This is a genomic window from uncultured Thermus sp. (genome assembly GCF_938010445.1).
Lineage (GTDB): Bacteria > Deinococcota > Deinococci > Deinococcales > Thermaceae > Thermus > Thermus altitudinis.
In genome coordinates, this window is record NZ_CALLUR010000150.1 from 1 (window position 1) to 21058 (window position 21058).

The 21058-nt window shown below is 64.4% G+C and carries 24 protein-coding genes; 11 read left to right on the forward strand and 13 right to left on the reverse strand.

Annotation, left to right across the window (positions count from 1 at the left end; translation table 11 throughout):
* From Q0693_RS08260 to folE, 3 genes are all read left to right on the forward strand, one after another.
* Window positions 1-369: NUDIX hydrolase (locus tag Q0693_RS08260; RefSeq protein WP_298630650.1), on the forward strand; the 369-nt coding region annotated here is incomplete at its 5' end.
* Window positions 350-1042, forward strand: coding sequence for a gamma carbonic anhydrase family protein (locus tag Q0693_RS08265; protein ID WP_243030822.1), 693 nt, complete (start codon window positions 350-352; stop codon window positions 1040-1042). The genes Q0693_RS08260 and Q0693_RS08265, both read left to right, overlap by 20 nt.
* 38 nt (window positions 1043-1080) lie before the next feature.
* Complete coding sequence (folE, locus tag Q0693_RS08270; protein WP_243028053.1) at window positions 1081-1689, forward strand: GTP cyclohydrolase I FolE; 609 nt, start codon at window positions 1081-1083, stop codon at window positions 1687-1689.
* 40 nt (window positions 1690-1729) lie between these two features.
* Here folE and Q0693_RS08275 read toward each other — a convergent pair whose 3' ends face one another.
* Genes Q0693_RS08275 through Q0693_RS08300 form a run of 6 tightly spaced genes read right to left on the reverse strand, consistent with a single transcriptional unit; the run spans window position 1730 to window position 8735 of the window.
* Window positions 1730-2161: a hypothetical protein gene (locus Q0693_RS08275; protein ID WP_298630653.1), complete on the reverse strand. Its 432-nt coding sequence runs from the start codon at window positions 2159-2161 to the stop codon at window positions 1730-1732.
* A 51-nt stretch (window positions 2162-2212) separates the two neighbouring features.
* Window positions 2213-3373, reverse strand: coding sequence for a hypothetical protein (locus Q0693_RS08280; RefSeq protein ID WP_298630655.1), 1161 nt, complete (start codon window positions 3371-3373; stop codon window positions 2213-2215).
* Between the two features lie 30 nt (window positions 3374-3403).
* The gene (locus Q0693_RS08285; protein ID WP_298630657.1) at window positions 3404-6517 is read right to left on the reverse strand and encodes a hypothetical protein; all 3114 of its coding nucleotides are present in this window, start codon (window positions 6515-6517) and stop codon (window positions 3404-3406) included.
* 1 nt (window position 6518) lies between these two features.
* Window positions 6519-7007 (reverse strand): hypothetical protein, encoded by a 489-nt coding sequence (locus Q0693_RS08290; protein WP_243030826.1) that lies wholly within the window; start codon window positions 7005-7007, stop codon window positions 6519-6521.
* The gene (locus Q0693_RS08295; protein WP_243030827.1) at window positions 7004-7846 is read right to left on the reverse strand and encodes a DUF916 domain-containing protein; all 843 of its coding nucleotides are present in this window, start codon (window positions 7844-7846) and stop codon (window positions 7004-7006) included. The genes Q0693_RS08290 and Q0693_RS08295 overlap by 4 nt, the downstream gene beginning before the upstream one ends.
* Window positions 7847-7898: 52 nt before the next feature.
* Window positions 7899-8735 (reverse strand): hypothetical protein, encoded by an 837-nt coding sequence (locus tag Q0693_RS08300; protein ID WP_298630661.1) that lies wholly within the window; start codon window positions 8733-8735, stop codon window positions 7899-7901.
* A 152-nt stretch (window positions 8736-8887) separates the two neighbouring features.
* Between Q0693_RS08300 and Q0693_RS08305 the strand changes: the two genes are divergently transcribed.
* Window positions 8888-10522 carry a hypothetical protein gene (locus Q0693_RS08305; protein WP_298630663.1) on the forward strand — a complete coding sequence of 545 codons (1635 nt, stop codon included), beginning with the start codon at window positions 8888-8890 and terminating at the stop codon, window positions 10520-10522.
* Here the strand turns inward: Q0693_RS08305 and Q0693_RS08310 are convergent.
* Together Q0693_RS08310 and Q0693_RS08315 are read right to left on the reverse strand one after the other, a co-directional pair.
* Window positions 10508-10729, reverse strand: coding sequence for a DUF2905 domain-containing protein (locus tag Q0693_RS08310; RefSeq protein WP_298630665.1), 222 nt, complete (start codon window positions 10727-10729; stop codon window positions 10508-10510). The genes Q0693_RS08305 and Q0693_RS08310 overlap by 15 nt on opposite strands.
* Window positions 10730-10784: 55 nt before the next feature.
* Window positions 10785-11798 carry a helix-turn-helix transcriptional regulator gene (locus Q0693_RS08315; RefSeq protein ID WP_298630667.1) on the reverse strand — a complete coding sequence of 338 codons (1014 nt, stop codon included), beginning with the start codon at window positions 11796-11798 and terminating at the stop codon, window positions 10785-10787.
* A gap of 263 nt (window positions 11799-12061) precedes the next feature.
* Between Q0693_RS08315 and Q0693_RS08320 the strand changes: the two genes are divergently transcribed.
* Together Q0693_RS08320 and Q0693_RS08325 are read left to right on the forward strand one after the other, a co-directional pair.
* Entirely contained in the window at window positions 12062-12523 is a 462-nt protein-coding gene (locus Q0693_RS08320) for an arsenate reductase (azurin) small subunit (RefSeq protein ID WP_298630669.1), read from the forward strand.
* Between the two features lie 11 nt (window positions 12524-12534).
* The gene (locus Q0693_RS08325; protein WP_298630671.1) at window positions 12535-14814 is read left to right on the forward strand and encodes a molybdopterin-dependent oxidoreductase; all 2280 of its coding nucleotides are present in this window, start codon (window positions 12535-12537) and stop codon (window positions 14812-14814) included.
* Between the two features lie 108 nt (window positions 14815-14922).
* Here the strand turns inward: Q0693_RS08325 and Q0693_RS08330 are convergent, their stop codons facing one another.
* From Q0693_RS08330 to rlmB, 4 genes are read right to left on the reverse strand one after another with little or no spacing between them, the layout of a single operon-like run.
* Entirely contained in the window at window positions 14923-15828 is a 906-nt protein-coding gene (locus Q0693_RS08330) for a glucokinase (protein WP_298630673.1), read from the reverse strand.
* Window positions 15825-16061, reverse strand: coding sequence for a DUF2007 domain-containing protein (locus tag Q0693_RS08335; protein ID WP_243030832.1), 237 nt, complete (start codon window positions 16059-16061; stop codon window positions 15825-15827). The genes Q0693_RS08330 and Q0693_RS08335 overlap by 4 nt, the downstream gene beginning before the upstream one ends.
* The gene (locus tag Q0693_RS08340; RefSeq protein ID WP_298630675.1) at window positions 16046-17116 is read right to left on the reverse strand and encodes a M20/M25/M40 family metallo-hydrolase; all 1071 of its coding nucleotides are present in this window, start codon (window positions 17114-17116) and stop codon (window positions 16046-16048) included. Before Q0693_RS08340 ends, Q0693_RS08335 begins: the two co-directional genes overlap by 16 nt.
* Window positions 17117-17120: 4 nt before the next feature.
* Window positions 17121-17837, reverse strand: a complete 717-nt coding sequence (gene rlmB, locus Q0693_RS08345; protein WP_243030834.1) for a 23S rRNA (guanosine(2251)-2'-O)-methyltransferase RlmB — start codon at window positions 17835-17837, stop codon at window positions 17121-17123.
* Between the two features lie 47 nt (window positions 17838-17884).
* On the opposite strand from rlmB, the gene Q0693_RS08350 reads away from it, so the two are divergent.
* Genes Q0693_RS08350 through Q0693_RS08370 form a run of 5 tightly spaced genes read left to right on the forward strand, consistent with a single transcriptional unit; the run spans window position 17885 to window position 20420 of the window.
* The gene (locus tag Q0693_RS08350; RefSeq protein WP_243030835.1) at window positions 17885-18319 is read left to right on the forward strand and encodes a universal stress protein; all 435 of its coding nucleotides are present in this window, start codon (window positions 17885-17887) and stop codon (window positions 18317-18319) included.
* Between the two features lie 18 nt (window positions 18320-18337).
* A complete protein-coding gene (locus Q0693_RS08355; protein ID WP_243030836.1) occupies window positions 18338-18853 on the forward strand; it encodes an LOG family protein in 516 nt (171 codons plus the stop codon).
* Window positions 18850-19233: a hypothetical protein gene (locus tag Q0693_RS08360; protein WP_243030837.1), complete on the forward strand. Its 384-nt coding sequence runs from the start codon at window positions 18850-18852 to the stop codon at window positions 19231-19233. Before Q0693_RS08355 ends, Q0693_RS08360 begins: the two co-directional genes overlap by 4 nt.
* Window positions 19234-19242: 9 nt before the next feature.
* Window positions 19243-19986 carry an HAD family hydrolase gene (locus Q0693_RS08365; RefSeq protein ID WP_298630679.1) on the forward strand — a complete coding sequence of 248 codons (744 nt, stop codon included), beginning with the start codon at window positions 19243-19245 and terminating at the stop codon, window positions 19984-19986.
* 44 nt (window positions 19987-20030) lie between these two features.
* On the forward strand, window positions 20031-20420 hold the full coding sequence (locus Q0693_RS08370) for a hypothetical protein (protein WP_243030527.1): 390 nt from the start codon (window positions 20031-20033) through the stop codon (window positions 20418-20420).
* A 343-nt stretch (window positions 20421-20763) separates the two neighbouring features.
* Here Q0693_RS08370 and amrB read toward each other — a convergent pair.
* On the reverse strand, window positions 20764-21058 hold a 295-nt coding region (gene amrB / locus Q0693_RS08375), incomplete at its 5' end, for an AmmeMemoRadiSam system protein B (protein ID WP_298630683.1).

The following is a 21058-nucleotide window of genomic DNA, read 5'->3' on the forward strand; positions in this document are numbered from 1 at the left end:
GCGGGGGGTGTGGTCTTCAACGAGAAGGGAGAGGTGCTTCTCCTGCGGGACCGCATGGGCTTCTGGGTCTTCCCCAAAGGGCATTTGGAGCCGGGGGAGTCCTTGGAGGAGGCGGCGGTGCGGGAGGTCCTGGAGGAAACCGGGATCAGGGCCGAGGTCCTCGCTCCCCTTTTCCCCACCCGGTACGTGAACCCCAAGGGGGTGGAGCGGGAAATACACTGGTTTCTCATGCGGGGGGAGGGGGAGCCCCGCCTGGAAAAGGGGATGAGCGGGCTGGGATGGTTTAGCCCCGAAGAAGCCAGGTCCCTCCTCTCTTTCCCCGAGGACCTGCGCCTTTTGGAGGTGGCCCTTGAGCGTTTACCGCTTTGAGGACAAGCTTCCCAAGGTGCACCCCACCGCCTTCATCGCTCCCGGGGCCTATGTGGTGGGGGAGGTGGAGGTGGGGGAGGGGGCTTCCATCTGGTTCGCCGCCGTGGTCCGAGGGGACTTGGAGCGGGTGGTGGTGGGCCCGGGGAGCAACGTCCAGGATGGGGCGGTTCTCCATGCCGATCCGGGTTTCCCCTGCCTTTTGGGCCCGGAGGTGACCGTGGGCCACCGGGCGGTGGTCCATGGGGCGGTGGTGGAGGAAGGAGCCCTGATCGGTATGGGGGCGGTGGTGTTGAACGGGGCCAGGGTGGGGAAGAATGCCGTGGTGGGGGCAGGGGCGGTGGTCCCTCCCGGAATGGAGGTTCCCGAAGGGAAGCTGGCCGTGGGGGTCCCGGCTCGCATCAAAGGGGCGGCGGAGCCTCCGGGAAACGCCCCCCGGTATCGGGCGCTGGCCGAGCGCTACCGCCAGGGGCTTTCCCCCGTGGACCTTCCGAGGCGCTACCGCCTCACCCTGCGGGGCCAGGATGCCCTGAACCCCTTTAGCGAACTGCACCTTCGCCTGAAGCGCAGCCGAAAGGAGGTCCTCGAGGTCCTGAGGCGGGCCTCCCAAGGTTTTCCCCTGGGCCCGGAGGAGGCCCTCCCCTTGGTGGAGGAGGGTTTTCTCTCCCCCGAGTGAGCCCGGGGCTACATAGGCTAGGGAGTCAGGGTGACAAGATGGAACGCAAGATGGTGGAGATAGAGGAAACCGGCCTGGCCTTTGAAACGGAAATGGATTTGGAGCGCTTGCAGCGCCTTGCTGCGGAGTGGCTCCAGGTGATCGGTGAGGACCCTTCCCGTCAAGGTCTCGTTAAAACCCCTGAGCGGGTGGCCAAGGCCTGGGCCTTCCTCACCCGGGGTTACCGGCAGGATCTGAAGGCTATCGTGAACGAAGCCGTATTTCCCGCCGAGGGAAGCGAGATGGTGGTGGTGAAGGGCATAGAGTTCTACTCCATGTGCGAGCACCATCTCTTGCCCTTCTTTGGCCAGGTGCACATCGGCTACATTCCCAACGGGAAGATCCTAGGGCTTTCCAAGTTCGCCCGCATCGTGGACATGTTCGCCAGGAGGCTTCAGGTGCAAGAGCGCCTAGCGGTGCAGATCGCCGAGGCCATCCAGGAGGTCTTAGAGCCCCAGGGCGTGGGCGTGGTGGTGGAGGGGGTTCACCTCTGCATGATGATGCGGGGGGTGGAAAAGCAGCACTCCCGCACCACCACCAGTGCCATGCTGGGGGTTTTCCGGGAAAGTGGGAAGACCCGGGAGGAGTTCCTAAGCCACCTCAAGTGAAACCCCCCTGCCAGGACAGGGGGGCTTAGCCAGGATCTCGTTACTCGGGGTTTTGGGGTGGGGCAGGGACCTCGCAGCCCGGCACCGCCACCTGGGGGGCTACTTGTTCCACCGCGATGGGGATTTCCGCATCCCCTACCCCTTCCACGTGGATCCGCAGAAGGCCGCTTTGGGCTCCTAGCGGCACGCGGAACATCAAGGTGGCGGGATTCTGGGCCTGGGTGATCTCGGGGTTTTCCGCGGGCAAACCCGGATCCGGGGGGAATAGGGCATGGTTGGTACCGGCATCCCACTCCGCTTGTGTGCCGAAGGTGTTGCCCTTAAGGGCCATCCAGTCCCCTGCCCGCACGGTACACCCGGACACCACGTCGGGCTGGATGCTTTGAATGCGCAACTTCCCCGTGGTCTTGATGCCTTGAGGAGCCGAGCAGGCTACGAGGGTGAGAAGCAGGAGCCAAGGGATTCTTTTCATGCTACCTCCTTTAGCTCCCCGGAGAGCTTTTAGCTCTCCGGGGGGAAGGTTTTACTCCGAGCAATGACCAGGGCCTATGAGGCCGTTGTTGTAGCTATCCAGGGTAGCGGCGTAGCCCTTGGCCTGGTTGGAGGTGGCCTTGTCCAGGGAATCGCTCGGCTTGTAACTGTTGAAGAAGCTTTCCGCCCAGGCCATAGCCGCATCCACAGCAAGGGTGGTGGAGGCCCCGTTGAGGATGTTCAGCTTGGCGGCGATGTACTGGTGGGCCAGGATGTAGTAGGCGTTCCCCTTGGGAGAGGTCCAAAGAACCTGGTAATAGCTTTGGCCGGACAGGAAGAAGGGTGTGCCCTCGCCTATCTTGGCCCAGGTGTTGTCGTAGGGGGCGGGACCGTAGGTGGAATGGGTCTTCCAATAGCCCTGGGTAAGGGTACAGCTTCCGGCGCAGGGAACGCTAACGTTAAGGGAGGCCGAGGCGGAGCCTTGAGTCTGGGTGGTGTTGGTGGTGAAGGTGGCGGTGTTGTCCACCTGGTACTCCCCGCAGGCGTCAAACTTAACCCAACGCTCAAAGAAGTAGGTCTGGGAGATGACGCCCTCGGGAGAGATGCCGCTAATGGCGCTGACCGGCGTGGCTGAAGGGTCGCTTACGGTGACGCTACCATCCACCACCGCGCTGGGCGTGGTAAAAGCGAAGCTGGCCTGGCCTGAGGCGGTGCCGCTTTCCCCGCCGCCGCTCCAACTCACCGTGGCGGTGTTGGTGCGGCTTTGCCCGTTGGGCAGGTTTTGGCTGTAGGTGCAGCTTAGGGTTTGGCCTGCGGGTAGGGTGTAGGGGAAGGTGACCCCACAGTTGAGGGCGAGGCTTTCTCCTGTGGAAAGGGTATCGCTGGGGGTTTGCAAGGTGACGTCCACCCCGCCCGTGTTCCTTATGGTGACCGTCCCCTTCACCTTGAAGTCCGAGTCCGTAGGGGTGCCCACCAGGGAGACCGCGTACTTGACCAAGTAGGACTGCCCTGGAGCCAGGGTAAGGGCTCCGCCTGCTGGATCCGTCACCTTCTTCTCAATGGTCCAGCGGTAGGTGCGCTTGAACTCGGGTACCGCCGTTTTTTCCACGGTCACCGAGGCGCCAACGGCCACCTGGGGCTTTACGCCTTGGGGAGCCTGGGAGCAGGCGCCGAGGAGCCCTACTGCTAAAAGAACCGCGTACCAATGCCGCATACTAACCACTCCTTTCCGAATCCTTCTACTTCAATGGTTTGCGCTTTCCGAAGGGATAGCCAGGCCCACCTCACCCAGCCCTTCCCCATCGGCCAGCACCAAAAGGGTGTGGTGACCGGGGTCTAAGGGTACCTCCCCGGTCCAGGTGTAGCCATCCTCGCTCTTTAAGGCGAAGCTTTGGCTTTTATTCGTGAGGGCTACTTGGTTAGCCCGGAAGCGAAGGGTGATCGTTACCTTAGGACCCTCCAGGGAACTGGGGCTATAGAGGGAGCCAGGCACCACCTGAAGAAACAAGGGGGCTTCAACTTCCTCCTGCCCCTTGGCCCTCACGGTCAGGGTATGAAACCCGGGGGATAAGGGCAAGCGGATCCGGGTGGCGTAGTAGTTGCCCTCCTGGTGGGCCAAGGCCACCGGCCCTGAGGGCAGGTCCAGGAAGACCTGCTGGGCTTCGCCTTGGACCAGGGCCTTGATCTCCACCTCGGCCCCGGCGATGGGGGTGGAAGGATCGGCGGTGGCCACCAGGCTCAGGCGGTCTGCGGTGTAGGTTACCTCCACCTCCCGCCTGGGGGGTTTGGCCACCACTTGGATGGCTTTAGGAGGTGCGCTAGGGTCCACCTGAACCTGGGTAGCTTCCCCTTTTCGGTAGCCCTCAGGCAGGTAGCGGGCATCGGGATAGACCCGGTATTCCCCGCGGAAAAGCCCGCTGATAAGGGCGCGCCCATTGGCGTCGGCCCGGGTACACCGCTGCACCAGTCCTTCGGCGCAAACCCCGGCGAAGGCCAGGCCCTTTTCGCTATCCCCGTCCAGCACCTGGACGGCTAAGGTGGTGGCGGGGGCGAAGGGTAGGTCTTTGTCCACCCGGGTGTTTATGGCTACCTGGATGCGCTCCTCCCCCAGTAGGGCCAAGGTGGCGGGAAGGTTGCCGAAGTAGAGGACGCCTTCCCCGGCAGCGGTGAAAAGACGGTAGTGGCCCTCGGCGTCGGTGGTTTCACAGGTCTTTCCTAGGCAGACCTTTAACCCGGCCAAGGGAGCCTCGCCTGGATCCAGCCGCCCGTTCAGGTTTTCATCTCGGAAGGCCCGGCCCACGATCTCGCCCCCCTTGCGGCCGCCGAAGAGGTCCACCACCTCTTTGGGGGTGGTGAAGGTGAGGGTTTGGGTGTAGGCCAGGTTGAGGCCAAAGGCGTGGCGGGCTTCCCCACCTTGCAGAATGAGGGTATAGGAGGCTCCCAAGGAGAGACCGGGCTGCAAAAAGTTCCGCTGGGCAAGGGAAAGGCCAAAGCGCTGGCTTAAGCCCTCTTCTAGGCGATGCTCGTAAGAGAGGCGGCTTTGCAGGCTTCCAGGCCAGAGCTGGTTCCAGGCGGCCCCGTAAAGGGTGAGGTCCTTGTTCGTGCCCCGCTTGGTCAGATACTGCCCCTCGAGGCTCCCTCCCTCCAGGGCCAGCCGGAGGATTACGCCCCCTTCCAAAAGGGGATCCTCTTGAAAGAGGTAGCGGAAATATCCGGACAGGCTGAGGTCGCGGGTGCCCAGGGTAAGGCTGGCCTGGTAGGTTTGGTTCTCCGGCGCCTCTCCGGAAAGCCGCCGATGTAGGCCGTAGCCTAGGCTTAGGCTTCCGCTGTACACCCCGGGTTCGCCAAAGGCGGTGCTGAGGCTGGGGGCCAGGCCAAAACTCCGGTTTTCCCCCTGTTGGCGGTAGCTTCCCGTGAGGCTCACGAAGGCCCCGGCCGCCGCCTGGGCATAAAGGGTGAGCTGGTTTTGCCAAAGCCCCTGGCTGGGCCCCAGCTGGAGGCTGGTGCTTCCGCGAAGGCCCAAAGGGTAAAGGCTCCGCGTGCCCCCCGCCAGCCCCAGGGTGTGGAGGCCCCCAAGGGGCACGCCGCCATAGCTTTGCACCAGTTCCAGGTCTTGGGTCTGCCAGGTGAGGCTTTGGCTCAGGCCAAAGGAGAGGCGGTAGGCCTCCCCAGTCTGGCCGCTGAGGTCGGTGCCCAGGCCCAGGCTAAGGCCCCCTTCCAGGGGCAGGCGGTAGCGCAGGCTAAGGTTGTCCTGGCGGCCTGTAGGGGCGGTTTGCGTGGAGAGGGCTCCTTGCAAGTCTAGGCTTTTATCCAGGCTCACCGCGCTGGCCCGAAGGCCTAGGGCTCCTTGGCGATAGGTGCCCTCGAGGCTCACCCGGGCTGGATCCAGGCGGAAGGTGCTTGCCAGGCCGAAACTCCCTTGTCCCCCCTGGGCCCGGGCCTCCCAGCCTTCCCCCTTGAGGCTTAGCGTCAGGGTCTGGGGTGGGCGCCAGGGGTCTTGCAGGTCCCCGGTAAAGGGGCCCGTGCCGGCAGTGGCGGTCACGTAGTCCGAAAGGGCCCCGCTTAAGCTGGGTAAGAGGAGGTAGCTCACCTGGCCCCGGAGCTGGCCACGCTCCAAAGAAGCCCCCAGGCTTAAGGCCAGGCCCAGGCCCACGGTAAGTTCAGGGTCCCGCCCCCTGGGGCCGCTGGCGGTTAGGGGGTCCTTGAAGAGCACGATGACCCCAGCCTCCTTTCGGGCCCCGGGCTGGGTTTTGGGGGTGGCTCTAAGCTTCATGTAGAAGCGGTAGCCGGCGGAAATCTGCCCCTTAGGGGCCACCAGGACCCTTACCACACCCGTCTCCCCGGGGGCCAGGCTCAGGCCCGACGGGTTTAGGAATACCTGGAACATGGCGGCTTCCGCCTCTAGGAACACTTCTTCCCCTTGGTTGGAACGGTTGCTGACGTAAACCGGGAACTCAAAGGGCCCTCCCAGGTCGGCCTCGAGGATGGTGGGGGCGGCCAGGGCCAGTTGGATCAGGGGTAACACCTTTAGCACCACCTCGGTCCTGGCGATCTCCCTTTCTCCTTCAAAGGCCACCACCTGGGCTTTCCCCTGGGTGCCTGCGGGTAAAGGGGGTACCCGGAGGGTGAAGCTTAGGGTTTCCTCCTGGCCCTCCAACACCGCTTGCCTTTCTTGGGAAAGGGCTTGCCAGCCCTCCGGAGGAAAGAGGCGGAAGCGAACCGGCCCTCTTCCTTCCACCCTAAGGCTTAGGGTGAGGTAGTCCCCCGGGACACCGGCAAGGCTCGGAGAGGGAAGGAAGCGCACCTGGCCCCAGGCCAGGCCCAGGAGGAGGGGGAAAAGGGCCAGAAAACGTCTCATCTCAAGGCTGCCTCAAAGCGGTGACCAGGGCCTGGACCACGTAGCTCCCCGCCCGCTCGTTGCCCAAAAGCTCTAGGGCAAACTCCAGGCGGATTTCCAACCAGTCCCCGGTAGGGCCCGATTGGGTGTAGATGATCTGCGGGGTACCGTCGGCCCTTAGCCAAAGCCCCCCGTTTACCCGGTAGAGGACTTGTTTAGCGGGTAGAAGCAAAACTCCGTTTGGGTCCTTCAGGTCAGGTATCTGGAGAAGTAGGCTCCACACCCCGGGGGCGTTGGAAAAGACCTGGACCGGTAGAATACCCCCTTCCAGGTTGCTGGCGGGGTAGGTGGCTGGAAAGGCCTTGGGGGGGTAATCCTGAAGCTCAAAGGCGATCTGGGTGGTGGGGGTGCGGAGGGCGATGGTTTCGGGGATCAGGGTCTGGACGATCCAGGTGGCCTGGGCCAGGGCCGGGGCCAGGAACAGGACCATGGCGGTTAACCAAGTTCTCATGGGGTGCCTCCTTTTTCCCCTTCTTCGCTGGGGGGCGCGGGGGGTGCGGCCAGGGGGGTGCGCAGGGCGAAGGGCAGATCGGCGGCCACGTCCTTCCCGGGATCGCCGTAGTTAAGGATGGCCAAGGCGGTGTAGCTTCCCACGGGTAGAGGACCCACCAGGATTACAGGGAGGATGCGTACCTGGCCTGGAAGGACCACCACCTCCTCTATCTCCACCTCCGCCGCCTTCCGTCCCGCCGCGTCCCGGACTTCAAAGCGTCCGGAGAGTTTTTGGGCGGTGTTGCCGGTGTTTTGGTACTGGATGGCAAAGCGATAAGGGTCCTTGGGGGACTGGGGAGGGCTAGGTACGATGCCGGTGATGCGCCCGCCGGTTTTCAGAGGGGGTATGTTCACATAGAAGACATGGGCCATGCGTACCCGGAAGGTGGCCAAGGGTACCCCTGGGGGCGGGTTGGGGTCTTCGGATTCCAGAAAGAGGATGCCCCAGTGGGTGCCAGGTGGGGCCTCTTTGGGCACGGTGAGGGTATAGGTGAGGGGGCGGTTTTGCTTGGGTTCCAGCAGGAACTCCGCCGGGGAGAAGGTGGCCCAAGAGCTTGCGCTTTCCTTTAGGGAGCCCGTGGGCAGGAACTGGATCTTTCCCATGGGATCGTAGGTCCAGTCCCCCAGGCTGGCCCGGACCCGCACCGGGCGGGTACCCACGTTGTAGACGGTAAGGGTTTGGGTAAGGGTTTCTCCCGGTTTGGCCTCCTTGAGGAGGACGGGGGGTTCCACGCCTAGGGTGCTCTGGGCCAGGGCGCCGAGGGCCAGGCTTAGGAGGAAGGGAAAGATTCGCTTCATGGTTCACCCATAGGGTGAAGGCCTGGCCCTAGGGCCAGGCCTTCGGGTTCGCTTACCAAGCCGTGGTCGCTAAGGTGTAGGTAAGGTTCGCGGTGCTCTTGCCCCAGAGGTCGCTGTTGACCTTGACGGCCACCACCACCAGGTCATCCAGCCAGCTCTTGTATCCGCACCGCTCGGGGTTGTTGCCGGAGCGGGTTCCCGTGGGGCCGGCCTGCAGGTCGCCGCGGGGTACCAGTTCCAGGTTGGCCCCGTTGGGAAGCTCGTAAAGCCCCGTAGCCTCGCCGAAGGTATCGCAGGGGTTATCCTGGATGTAAAGGTGCTGGATCCCTTGGGCGCCTTCGGGGTCGTTGCGGTTCACGGTCAGGTGCCACTGCTTCCCGTTGGAGAACTTCTGCAGGATGAAGGTGCGGTAGCAGACGAAGTAGTTCTTGCTGCCAGGGACGAGTTCCCCGTTATTATCCAGCTTGATGGGGGGATAAGCGGTCACCGCACCGCCGCCGTTGATGGTGATGTTGGGCCACTGGGCCACCCCGTAGCTGGTGCCCAAGGGGAGGGTCTGCACCTGGTTGTAGAAGTTATATCCCAGTTGGGTCTTCACATCCTTGTCGGAAAGCCCATAGACGCAGACCATCTGCCCGCCGAAGTCCGGGGTGGAGTTGGGCCAGCTAGCCCCGTCCAACCCCGTCAGGTCAAAGGTCAGGGTGGTCACGTCCAGGTGCAGGGCCGTGGCCTTGGGCAGGATGAGCTCGATGGTCTGGTTCACGGAGGCCGAGTCCGCGCCCTTGGCGTAGGCGTCAGGGCCGTTGCCCTTGGTGGGAGCCACCGTGGGGGCCTGGGCCAGGGCCAGGGGTGCTAGAGCCAATACTGCTACCAAAATGCCTTTGCGCATATATCCCTCCGAATCTGCCCCTCGAGGTGGTGGCCTCTCAGGACGCCCTCACGGTACCGAAGGGGGCGTTACCCGGACGTTACCGGTTGAAAGGGCTTCTCCTAGCGGGAAAGGGGGAGTTGTGCTAGGGTAAAGGAGAGGCAGGTAACGGTTTGAAACGGCCACTTAACGATCCCCTTTACGTTCTTTTCCTTTACGGGCCGGCGAAGCTGGTTTCCCCTCAGGGCACCGAGGTCCGCCTTTCCCGTAAGGGCCTGGTCCTGCTCTACTACCTGGCGCTCGAGGGGCCCACCTCGAGGGTGCGCCTGGCGGACCTGCTCTATCGGCATGGGGCAGGCCTGCAAAACCTTCGGGTAGAGCTTTTCCGCTTGAACCAGGCCTTGGGGCGGAAGGTGTTTCCTGGCGGGCAGGATCCCTTGGCCTTGCCTTCCTGGATTCGCCTGGAAGTCCAGGGGCCAGGAGAGGCCTTGGGGGGTTTGGAGGAGGTTGGCGACCTGGAGGAGTGGGTTTTAGAGGTCCGGGCCCGTTACCAGGATGCCGTCAGCGGTTATTCTCGCGGGGAGCTTCTTTCAGAGTTAGCGTCCCTACGCCCTCCCTTTCTCTTAGTCCTGCGTGGACGCTTAGGCGCGGGCCAGAGGGAGCTAGCCCGGGAGCTGGCCCGGGTCCTGGGGCTTTCCTTCCACGAAAGCTTCCGTCCCGAGGGCTTGGTTTACCTGGAGCCACCCTATTCCCAAGCTTCCCTGAGGGAAGCCCTTCGGTCCAAGGCCTTTTTGGTCTTGAGGCTGGACCCTGGGGAGGAACCCAAGTTCTTCCTGGAACTGAGGGCCCATTACCCGGCGGAGCGGATCCGGGTGGTGGACCTGGGGCCCATCAGCTGGCCCGAGGCGAGAAAGGGCCCGTTGGCCCAGATTCCTTTTCAGGAGGCCGCTCGGGCCTATTTCGGGGCTGGGGGGCAGCCGGAATGGATGCCCGAGTGGCTTTCCTGCTCCGCCCTTCCCCAAAGGCCCTTGGCCCAGCTGCGCTTGCAGATGCGTTACTTGAGCGAGGCGGCCCGCCTGGCCCTGGAGCGGCTTTCGGTAACCCAGGGGGCTATTCCCGAAGAGGTTTTGGACGCCTTGGGTGCCTTGCCCTACATAGAGGAGCTGGAGCGGAAGGGATGGCTGGTTTACCGGGATGGGTACCGTTTCGCCAGCGGGGTGGAGCAGCGCCTTCTTTACCTTAGCCTTCCTCCAGGGCGGCGAAGGGAACTCCATGAGCGGGCGGCCACAGCCTTGATGCTGGCGGGAAAGCGGCAGAAGGAGGCCTGGCATCGCAGGGCCTTGGGGGAACGGGTGCCAGTTCCTTGGGCGGGGGGCCTCGAGGAGGCGGCCTCCCAGGTTCCTGGGGGATGGAATTGGAGGCCAGAGGCCTGCGACCCTGGGCGGGAACAGGCCCTTCTGCCAGGGGATAGGGAGGGGGTTTTCCTTACGGAAAAGGGTTTTGGCGTCACCTTGCTGGAGCCGGAAAGCGAGGCCCTTCTGGCCTTGGCGGCGTTGGAGGAGGAACTCCTTTTGAGGATCCTGGGGGAGGCCTATACCCCGGAGGAGGGTTTCGGCCTTTTCCTGGAGGTGATTAACGCGGGGCAAAAAGCCTACCTCCGGTTAGACCGGGATTTGGATTACCGGTTGTGGGTGGGACCAGGTCCTTTGCGCCTGCGCTTCTGGGGACAGGGGGTGGCGGAGTTCGCCTTGCAGGCCCATAGACCCCGGCCAGGTAGAGGGCAGGCCTACCGGCTAGCGGCGGAGTAACTGGATTAGATTCAGGAGAAGGGTGAGGAACAGGGATAGGAGGAGCGTGGAGGTAAGGGGGATGTACACCCTTAGCCCCTCCCGCTCTATGCGGATGTCCCCTGGCAGGTGGCCGAACCAGGAGAATAGCTTGGGAGCGTAGAGGAGGAGAAGGCCTAAGAGGACGAGAAAGAGTCCTAAAAGGAGCAAGGCCTTTCCCACCTCCACCTTTCACCTCCCAAACCCTGCCAAAGGGCATTATCCCCGGACCGGGGCCGGGCCTTCAAGAGGGCTTGCTCCGGGGCCTTCGGCCCCTAGCCCGGGTGGGATTCTTGGCGTGAGGTCCGGGGAGGAGGGGGTCTGCCAGGGCCTGGAGGTACCGGCGGACCAGCTCGGTGCGCCGCCGGCTTTGGGTTTTGGCCAAGAGGCTTTTGATGTGGTTCTTTACGGTGTTAAGGCTGATCCCCAGGGTGGCGGCGATCTTTTTGTTATCGCTTCCTTCGGCCACCAGGGCCAGGATTTGCCACTCCCGTTGGGTCAAGGAGTTGAGGGCTCCGAGACCCCCGGGGTCCATGGAACCTTGGCCAGGGTCCTCCCTGTCCTTACTTCCCCCGTCCGCGGCCCACAGGAGGCCTAGGAGCTCTCTTGCGCCCACGTTTCTAAGGCCCCTTACCAGCAAAAAGGGGCCCTCCGGGTGGCTTCCAGGGAAGACGTGGTAATACTTCCCGTTATAGACCAGGTCAAAGGGTAAGGGGGCCACCATGGCCTCCCGCACCTTTTGCACCAGGGAGGCAAGGCCACCCCCTTCCCGGGGTTCCAGCCAGCCCACCTCTTCCAGCGCGTAGATCCTCTTGAGGAGGCTGGCCACATAGCGTTGGTAGCCCTCTTGGCCCAGGTTTTGCCGTAGGTTCCGGAAGAGCCGCCTGTTGGGGAAGGACCAAGGTGGAAGGGTTTCGGGTGCGGGTTCCGTGGCCAAAGGTTCCACCCGGAGCAACAAAAAGGACGCAAAACCGTCTAGACCCACGATGTGGGCGTGGCATAAGAGGGCCTGGCTCAGGTCCTGGGTAAGCCAGATGCCCACCTCCCCGGTCTGGTAGCAGGAGGCCAGGTCCCAGCAACAGGGGGTGCGGTCCGAGGAGAAGGCGGGTTGGAGAGCCTCCAGACAGAGGGGGTCCTCCTCCCTTAGGTGGACAAGTCTTTGGAAGCTGGGGGTGGCGTAGAGGATGCGCCGGCCCCTTCCGATCAAGGCCAGGGGCTCGAGGACCGAGCCCAGCACCTCCAGCAAAAAGCGATCCATGGGAGAACCTCCTCATCCGTTGCTAGCTTGCCTATGAACCGAACCCCCCGGGACGGTACGCAAGCGCTTCTCGGTTACGCCCTGAGTTCTTCTTATCAGCCTTTGGGACATTTGTCAATGCACTTTTAGCTACAAAAGGCAACTTCCGGGCTAGCCCCAAAGGGCTATATAGCTCCCCGTTTCACAAGCCGCTCCTGGCCCAAAGGGGGCTTGTTCCCCGCCTCGGCCTCCACCTAGATTGGGTCGGAAAGGAGGTGGCCTAAATGGTGGTTAGCAGGCGAAAGGCTTTGGTCTATCTGGGTGTTGCCGGGGCACCGGTGGCCATGAGGAAGGTGTTTGCCCAAGGGGAGCGGGTGAAGGTGGCGGACCTGGCGGGCCTGGTTCCCCTGCAGCCTGTGAGCTTTAGCTACCCGGACGAGGGTTCCCCGGCCATTCTCCTGGACATGGGCCGGCCCACCTACATGGGGGTAGGCCCTAAGAAGTCCATTGTGGCCTATTCTGCCCTTTGCCAGCACCTGGGTTGCCCTACGGCCTTTGATCCCAAGGAGAAACTTTTGGTCTGCCCTTGCCATATAAGCCTATACGACCCTGCCCGGGGTGGTATTTGCCTCGAGGGCCCAGCCATAAGCCGGCTTCCCCGGATCGTCCTGGAGGTGGCCGGAGGCAGCGTTTATGCCGTGGGCGTGGCCTACGGCCTCATCTACGGAAGAGCCAGCAACGCCTGAGGAGGTAGGGCATGGATAGAAGAAAGTTCCTCAAATCCTCGTTGGTGGGCTCGGGGGTCCTGCCCCTTCTCACCTGGGAAGAGGCCAAGGCCTTTAGCCTGGATGCCGAAAAGTCCCTGGAGGCCCTCGAGCTTCCTCCGGACGACGCCCAGGTGTTCAACCTCACCTGCCAGTACTGCATGGTGCAGTGTGGGTACAAGGCCTACGTGTGGGAGCCGGGTAAGGGCAAGAAGCTGGCGGGGACCTATACCACGCCCCTTTCCGGGGAGTGGGTGCATCCGAGCTTCGTAAACCGGGTACGGAAGGATGGCCGGGAGATGATGGTGGCCATCGTGCCCGACAGGGAGTGCGTCATCAACCAGGGGGATTATTCCGTAAGGGGCGGGGGGAATGCCACCACCCTTTATACCCCCAGGTCGCCGGAGATAGCGGCCAAGCGCCTGGCTTACCCCCTGGTGCGGCTAAAGGGGAAGGACTCCCCCCTCACCCGGGTTAGCTGGGATGAGGCCGCGGCCTTCATCGGCGAGCGGTTTGCCAAGCTCAAGGAGCAACATGGACCCGACGCCCTAGGCCTAGTGTTTGGGGACTGGCTTTGGACACTCCCCACCTACGCCATCCTCAAGTTCTGGTTCAAGGGCCTAGGTTCTTCCTCCTATGCGGGAAACGGCTGGTTCTTTGACGAGGAGAGCGCCGGTATCTCGGCGGCTTTTGGCACAGGCACCCGCAGCTTCACGGTGGAGGACTTTGAAACCACCAAGCTTCTGGTCACCGCCGGTACCAACCTGCAGGCCAACGGAAGCATCTGGTGGCACCGGTTCTACCTTAAAAACCTGGCCCCGGGGAACGCCAAGCACATTGACATCGACCCCCGGCGTACCCTCCAGGCCCAGATGGCGGAAAAGCACGGGGGCCTCCACCTGCAGATCCGGCCCGGCACCGACCCCATCCTGGCGGGAGCCCTGATAAGGCTGGTCTTGGAGCGGGACGCCTACGACAAGGAGTTTGTAAAGAAGCACGTGACGGGCTTTGACCGGGTGGTGGAAACGGTAAGGGACCCCAAGTTTTCCCTGGAAAGCGCTGTTAAGACCACCGGAATACCCCGGGAAAAGATTCTTAAGGCCCTGGAGCTCCTACTTGAAAACAAAGGCCAGACCATGCTTCTCCACGAAAAGGGGCTCATTCACCAGATGGCGGCCTTTGAGGCCCAGCATGCCTACGCGGTGCTGGGAATCCTCCTGGGCAACGTGGGTAAGCCGGGGGCTTGTGTCTCCCGTTCGGGGGGCCACCCCAAAGGCACCTTCGCTTGGCCTGAGGAACCCCCTTCCCGGGCGGAGAACCTGAACATTTATGAGGGGTTGGAGAAAGGGAAGGTCAAGGCCCTTTGGGCCTACGGTTCCAACATCTTCAAGCAACTGCCTACCCTAAGCCGCTTCCGGCCCCTGATGGAGAAGACGTTTCTGGTGGTTTCCGACCGCATCCACACCGAGATGGACGCTGCTGCCGACGTAATCCTGCCCGCCGCCACCTGGGGCGAGGCGGACCTCATCCTAGCCAGCGAGGACCGCAGGGTGCGGATCATTCAAAAGTTCATGGATCCTCCTGGCGAGGCCCGCCCCGACTGGGAGCACGTGGTGTTGGTGGCGGAGAAGATGGGTATTCCCGGCTTTTCCTGGAAGAGCCCCCGGGAGGTCTGGGACGAGATCCGGGCGCAAAACGACTGGATCAAGGAGATGGACTGGGATAGCCTCCTGAAGGCGGGTACCAACGGCCTCCGCTACCCCATGGTGAACGGCAAGTCGCCCGAAAGGCTTTATTCCGACGAGATGGAGGCCCTTTTGGGCCGGCGCTTCTTCACCAAGGACAACAAGGTTCACGTGGAGAAGTTCGCGGTGCTCAAGGATTTTGACCCTCGCCGGTACGAGTGGGGCGAGGTGAATGCCCGCTACCCCTTGATGGCCATAGACTTCCGGCTCAACGAGCTTTGGAACACGGGCTATACCTACTGGGACAACCCGGGTGCCTTCGAGAGAACTCCCGACGCCTACCTCCTCATCAACCCCCTGGACGCCCGGGCCCGGGGCATAAAAAACGGCCAATGGGTGGTTCTGGAATCCCCCTACGGCAAGTGCAAAGCGGTGGCCCGGGTGACCGACGAGGTCCGCCCCGGGGTGGTGGCCATGCCCGCCCTCTTCCCCAAGCCCGACCAGGAGTTCAACTACGCCACCCGGCCAACCCCCACCACCGACGGCAGCGTGGATACCATGGTGGCCTGCGAGGTTTACGGGGTTTAGCCTGGGTTTACGGAGAACCCCCGGGTTTGTCCGGGGGTTCTTTTTCCACCCCACCCGGGGCTTTGCCAGGCTGGGGCTGGCTATGCGGGATCGGGGTCTTTCTGCTGCTTAGCCCTTGTCCCGTGCCTCTAAGTAGGCGGTGAGGGCCGCACCCAAAAGCCCGGCCTCCCCCCCCAGGAGGGCCCGGCGCAAGGGGGGCACCTCCCAACCCGAGAGGTAGTGCCGGTAGGCCTCCTCTAAGGCTTCCCAGTACGCCAGGGGAGCGTTTAGGGCCAGGCCGCCCCCCAGCACCACCACCCCGGGGTCAAAGGCCTTCACCAGGCTGGCGAGGCCCGTACCCACGTAGCGGGCCGCCTGGAGCAGGATGCGCTTGGCCTTGGGCTCTCCCTCCAGAAAAAGCTGGAAAAGCTCCTTGGTGTCCACGCGTCGGTTATAGGCGTAGGAGGCTTCCCGCTCCAAGGCCCGGCCGGCGGCCAGGGCCTCGAGGCACCCCTCCAGCCCACAGCCGCATAGGGGTCCTCCGGGAAGCAGGGTGATATGCCCCAGCTCCCCCCCTTGCCCCCTCTCCCCCCTTAAGACCCGTCCCCCCAAGACCACCCCGCCCCCGATGCCGGTGGAAACGGTGAGAAAAAGGGAACTGGCCTCCCCCCTGGCCGCCCCCAGGTGGTGCTCGGCCAAGGCAGCGGCGTTGGCGTCGTTTTCCAGGTACACGGGCCTCCCCGTGGCCTCCTCCAGGAGGCGACGGATGGGGAAGTTCACCAGGCCCCGGATATTGGGGGTGAAACGGATCACCCCTTCCTTGAAGTCCAAGGGCCCTGGGGTGCCGAGGCCAATGGCTACCCCCGGGGTTCCGGCTTCCGCCTCCGCCCTTTGGGTAGCCTCAGCCAGGGCCTTTACCACCGCTATCCCGCCTTCCTCGGGGGTGGGGAGGACCACCTTGGAAAGAAGCTTCTCCCCGTCAAACACCCCGGCGGCGATCTTGGTGCCCCCCAGGTCCAGGCCCACCACCCTCATGGGATTCCCTCCTCTAGCAGGGCTTCGGCTTCCCCTAAGAGGGCCTCGGGCACCCAAAGGTTCACGTCCCCCATATAGGTGCCGAGGGCGGCCTCGGGGAGGTCGGAAAAGGGGGTTTCCAGGACCACGGGGATGCCCCGGGCCTCGAGCCTCACCTTCACCCCCTCGGCCACGGGCCGGGGGGCGGTGAGGAGCTTGCGGTAAGGGGTGCCGGCCATCAGACGGCGTTCCATAGGGCCTCCACCAGGCGCACATAGTCTTGGGCGGCCCTTTCCACCTCCCTTAAGGGGATGTGCTCCCTAGGGGTGTGGGCCAGGGCGGGGTCCCCAGGGCCATAGCCCAACACCGGGGCTTTGGCCCCCAGGTAGGGAGCATCGGTGGTGAAGGGCCAAAGGCCCGCCTTCCCCTGGCCCAAGGCCTCGAGGGCGGCGAGGAGCAAGGGATGATCCTCGGGCAGGCGGTAGGGGGGCCAGAGGGCAGGGATGACGAGGCGCACCTCCCCCGAGGCCCTCTCCTCCTCGGGGATGTAAAGGGAGGCATCCCCAAGGGCTTTGAGCTTTTCCAAAAAGGCTTCCAAGTCGGCCTCGGGTTCATAGCGCACGTCCAGGTACAGGCGCACCACCCCCGGGGTCTGGTTGCTGGCCCCGGGGTAGGTGTCCACCCGGGTGGGGGTGGGCTTGAGGTTGGGGGGCAGGGGAAGGTCCCGTAGGGCCAGGAGGTACTCCCCCAGGGCATAGAGGGGGTTTTCCGGACCTGAAAGGGCGGCGTGGGCCTCCTCCCCCTCAAAGTCAGCCCAGACCTCAGCCCGGCCCCGGTGGCCCCGCATGAGCCTTCTTCCCGAGGGTTCCCCTAGGATAAAGGCCAAGGGGGCAAGCCTTTCCGCCGCGTAGCGGCTTCCCAGGCCTCCCACCTCCTCCTGCACCGTGGCCAAGAAGCGCACCCGCCCCTTCAAGGGCCCTTGGGAAAGGGCCTCCAGGGCTAGGAGCATGGCCACCAAAGGGCCTTTCATGTCCACTGCCCCCCGGCCCCAGACGGCCTCCTGGGCCACGGCCCCTTGGGGGTAGGGCCAGTGGCTGGGGTCCCCCACGGGTACCACGTCCAGGTGGCCGGTCAGGACCACCTCGGGCTCCTTTTCCCCCAGCAGGGCCTCCACGTTTCCCGCCTCGTCCAGGATGGCGGGGAGTCCCATTCCCTTTAGGGCCTCGAGGATCAAGCCCGCGGCCTCCCCTTCCTGCCCCGGAAGGCTTTCCGCCTGGATGAGGCGGGAAAGAAGCCGTACCCAGTCCACGCCCCTATCCTACACCCCGGCCCAAGGCCACCGCGTACAGGGCTATACCCAAGGCCACGGAGGCGTTCAGGGACTCGGCCTCTTGCCGCATGGGGATGCGGAAAAGCTCATCGCAGCTTTCCCTTACCAGGCGGCGCATGCCCTCCCCTTCCGAGCCCAAGACCAGGGCCAGGGGCCTTTGGAAGTCCAGCTCCCTTGGGGTCTTTTCTCCCCTTACGTCCAGGCCGTACACCCAAAGCCCCCGTTCCTTTACCGCCTCGAGGGCCCGGGGGAGGTTTTTCACCTTCACCACGGGAAGCTTCAGGGCGGCCCCGGCGCTGGCCTTCAGGGCCAAGGGGGAAAGGGGGGCGCTGCGGCGCTCCTCGGACACCACCCCGTGGGCCCCTAAGGCCAGGGCGCTCCGGATCATGGCCCCGTAGTTCCTGGGGTCGGTGATGCCGTCTAGGAAGACCAGAAGGGGCATCTCCCCCCGGGCTTCCGCCAGGGAGAAGGCCTCCTCCAAGGAGGCGTAACGGGGTTCCTCCACTTCCGCCGCCAGGCCCTGGTGGTGGGTGGTCTTAAGGAGGGTGTCCAGCTCAATGCGGGGCACCAGGGTGTAGTCTGCACCCAACCTCTCCAGCTCCCTCAGAAGCCAGGCCTCCACCCCCCTGGCCACCAGGACCCGCCGCACCCGGCCCTCCTTCAGGGCCTCGAGGACCGGATTCCTCCCGTAAATCCACATGGCCCTAAGTTTACGACCCGGTATGATGAGGGCGAAGGAGGCGAGCCATGTACAAAAGCATCCTGATGCCCACGGATGGAAGCCCCTGTAGCCTGCAGGCCCTGGAGCATGGCCTTTCCCTGGCCAAGGCCCTGGGGGCCAAGGTCCACTTCCTCTACGTGCTGGAGAACCCCGCCCAGGCCATCTGGATCGCCCCAGAGAGCGTTCCCTACGGCCTGGAGCTTCTGGAAGACCTGAAGAAGGCGGGGGAGGAGGCCATCGCCAAGGCCCTTAACCTGGCCCAGGAAAAGGGGGTGGAGGCCACGGGGGAGGTGAAGGAAGGGGTGCCGGTGCCCACCATCGTGGAGGCGGCCAAGGGGTTTGACCTTTTGGTCATGGGCACCCATGGGCGCACCGGGCTGGACAAGCTCCTCTTGGGCTCGGTGACCGAGGGGGTCTTGCACCGGGTGGGGATTCCGGTTTTGGTGGTGCGCTGCCGCTAGCCTTCCCTTGCCCCCAAGATGCGCCTGGTTAGCGTTTTCGTCTCCTCGCGCCTTTCCCAGGACGACCCCCTCTATGCCCGGCTGGTCCGTTACGGGGAGGTTATGGCGGAGGAGGGCTTTGGCCTGGCCTGCGGGGGGTACCAGGGGGGAATGGAGGCCCTGGCCCGGGGGGTAAAGGCCAAGGGGGGCATGGTGGTGGGGGTTACGGCCCCCGCCCTTTTCCCCGAACGCAAGGGACCAAGCCCCTATGTGGACTTGGAACTTCCCGCCTCCTCCTTGCCCGAGCGGATCGGGCGGCTTTTGGACCTGGGGGCAGGGTATCTGGCCCTTCCCGGGGGGGTAGGTACCCTGGCGGAACTGGTGCTGGCCTGGAACCTCCTCTACCTGCGGCGGGGCCTGGGCCGGCCCCTGGCGGTGGATCCTTACTGGTTTTCCCTCCTCAGGGCCCACGGGGAGATCGCCCCGGAGGATCTGGCCCTTTTGCACCCCGTGGCGGACGAGGAGGGTTTGCGGCGGTTTCTAAGGAGCCTATGAGCGAAACCCTTGTGGTGTACGTGCCGGACCTGGGTCAGGGCGTGAGCTTCTACCAGGCCCTGGGGCTGGCCCTCGAGGAGCTGATCCCGGAAAGGGAGGCCCTTTTGGCCCCCCTCGAGGGCCCCCTTCTCCTCCTGCGCCCGGGAAGCGGGGGAGTGGAGCCGGGGCCCAACCGCCCCCGGCCCGAGGGGCACGGCTTCGCCCGGGTGGGGGTGGAGGAAGGCCGCCTGGTGTTTTTCGTGGAGAACCTGGAGCACGAAAAGCTTCGCCTTTCCAAGTATGGCCTTCCCTTCCGCGAGGCAGGGGAACACCTCCTCCTCTTTGACCCGGGGGAGAACCCGGTCTTGGTACGGGGGCTTCCCCCGGAAGGACATCCCTGACGGAGGCCTATGCGGCTTTGGCTTTTGGATCTGGACGATACCCTTCTTGTGGACCACCGGGTGAGCGAGGAGGTGTTGGAGGGGCTGGGTCGGGAAGTGGGGGTGGAAGGGCTTCCCGAGGGGGTGCGGCGGAAGGCGGAGGAGTTCTTCCGGCAGGCTCCCTTTTACCCCTGGGCCGAGGGCATCGGCCACTCGGCCCTGGAGGCCCTTTGGGCCCGTTACTCCACCCCGGGGCTGGAGGCCTTGGGGGAATGGGCCTGGCCCTTTCGGGAAAGGGTCTTCCGGGAAGCCTTAAGGGAGCTGGGCGGTCCTGAGGAGCGCGCCCGGGAGTTGGCGGAGGCCTTTTTTCGGGAAAGGCGCCGCTATCCCCTCTTCCCCGAGGTACCGGAGTTCCTGGGGGCCTTGAGGGCGAGGGGAGCCCTCCTGGTCCTCCTCACCAACGGGGTGCCGGACCTACAGCGGGAAAAGCTCTTCGGGGCCGGCCTAGGGGAGGCTTTTGACCTTACCCTCATCTCGGGGGAGGTGGGCCTAGGCAAGCCTGACCCCAGGCTCTTCCGCATGGCCCTTTGCGCCTTTGGGGTGGGCCCGGAAGAGGCGGTGATGGTGGGGGATAACCCCGGGCGGGACATCCAGGGGGCTTGGCTTTCGGGCATCAAGGCGGTCTTTGTGGACCGGGGGCACCGCCCCAAGGACCCCCGGTATCCCGCCCACCTGGAGGTCCGGGACCTGAGGGAGGCCTTGGTCCTTTTGTGACCTTCTTCCAGGGGCCTGGCCTCCTCTAGGGTAGGCTTGGGGCCATGCACGAGGCCCTGCTTTTCCTCCATAACCTGGTGCGCTGGTTCGTCCTGGCCTTCGGCCTGTGGGCCCTTTGGCGCCCCGGGGCTAAAGAAGGCGCCTTCTTCGCCCACACCCTCACCCTGCAGGTGGTGCTGGGGCTCATCCTGGCCTTCGCAAGCCCCCTCTTCCAAGGGGCCTTGGCCAACCTGGAGGCAACCATGCAAACCCCGGGCGAGGCCCGTTACTTCGTGGCCGAGCACTGGGTGGGGGGGCTTATCGCCCTGGGCCTGGCCCACGCCGGGCTGGCCCAAGCGCGAAAGGGGAGGCCTAGGGCCCGGCTCCTCTTCGCCCTGGCCCTGGCCCTGGTTCTCCTCTCCATCCCCTGGTTCCGGCCCTTCCTCAGGCTTTAGCCCAGAAGCCCAGGGAAAGGTGGGGAAGGCCAAAGGGGCTAAGGAGGCTCCTGGGGCGAGGGTTTGCCCTTCCCCGTAGACCTTGGGGGCCAAAGGCGGCTTGCTCTCCAGGTCCAGAACCCCGTGGCCTTAGGGGAGCCGGGTCCGGCTGGGGTTTGCCGTAGGGGGCAAGGCCCCCTGGGTCCGGTACGGCGATAGGGCGGGCTCCCTCGAGCTCCAAGGGGGGCAAGGCGCCCCAAGGCGGCTACCCCTGGGGCGCATCTCCCGCCCCTTTCCTTCCCAAAGCTCCCCCGCCTGGCCCATTCTGGGGAACTCCTCCCCGTTAAACCCCTCTGCCCCAAGGTTATGGGCCTTCCCCTAGATAGGCCACGGCGGCGTACCCCACCACCCGGCTTGGGTCATGGGAGGCCTCGGCGCTGGTGGCGTAGGCCAGAAGCCTAGGGCGCCACCCCAGGCCCTTGGCCAAGGCGGTGAGGGTGGCCCAGGGAAGGCGGCCACAGGCTTCCCCTTGGGCCACCCCTTCCACATCCAGGGCCAGGGCCCTTTCCAAGGTCTTTTGGTCCCGCTTTCGGGCCACAGGGTCGGGGTGGTAGTGGGAGAGGTCGCTGGAGGCCAGCACCAGGTCCCCTTCCCCTAGC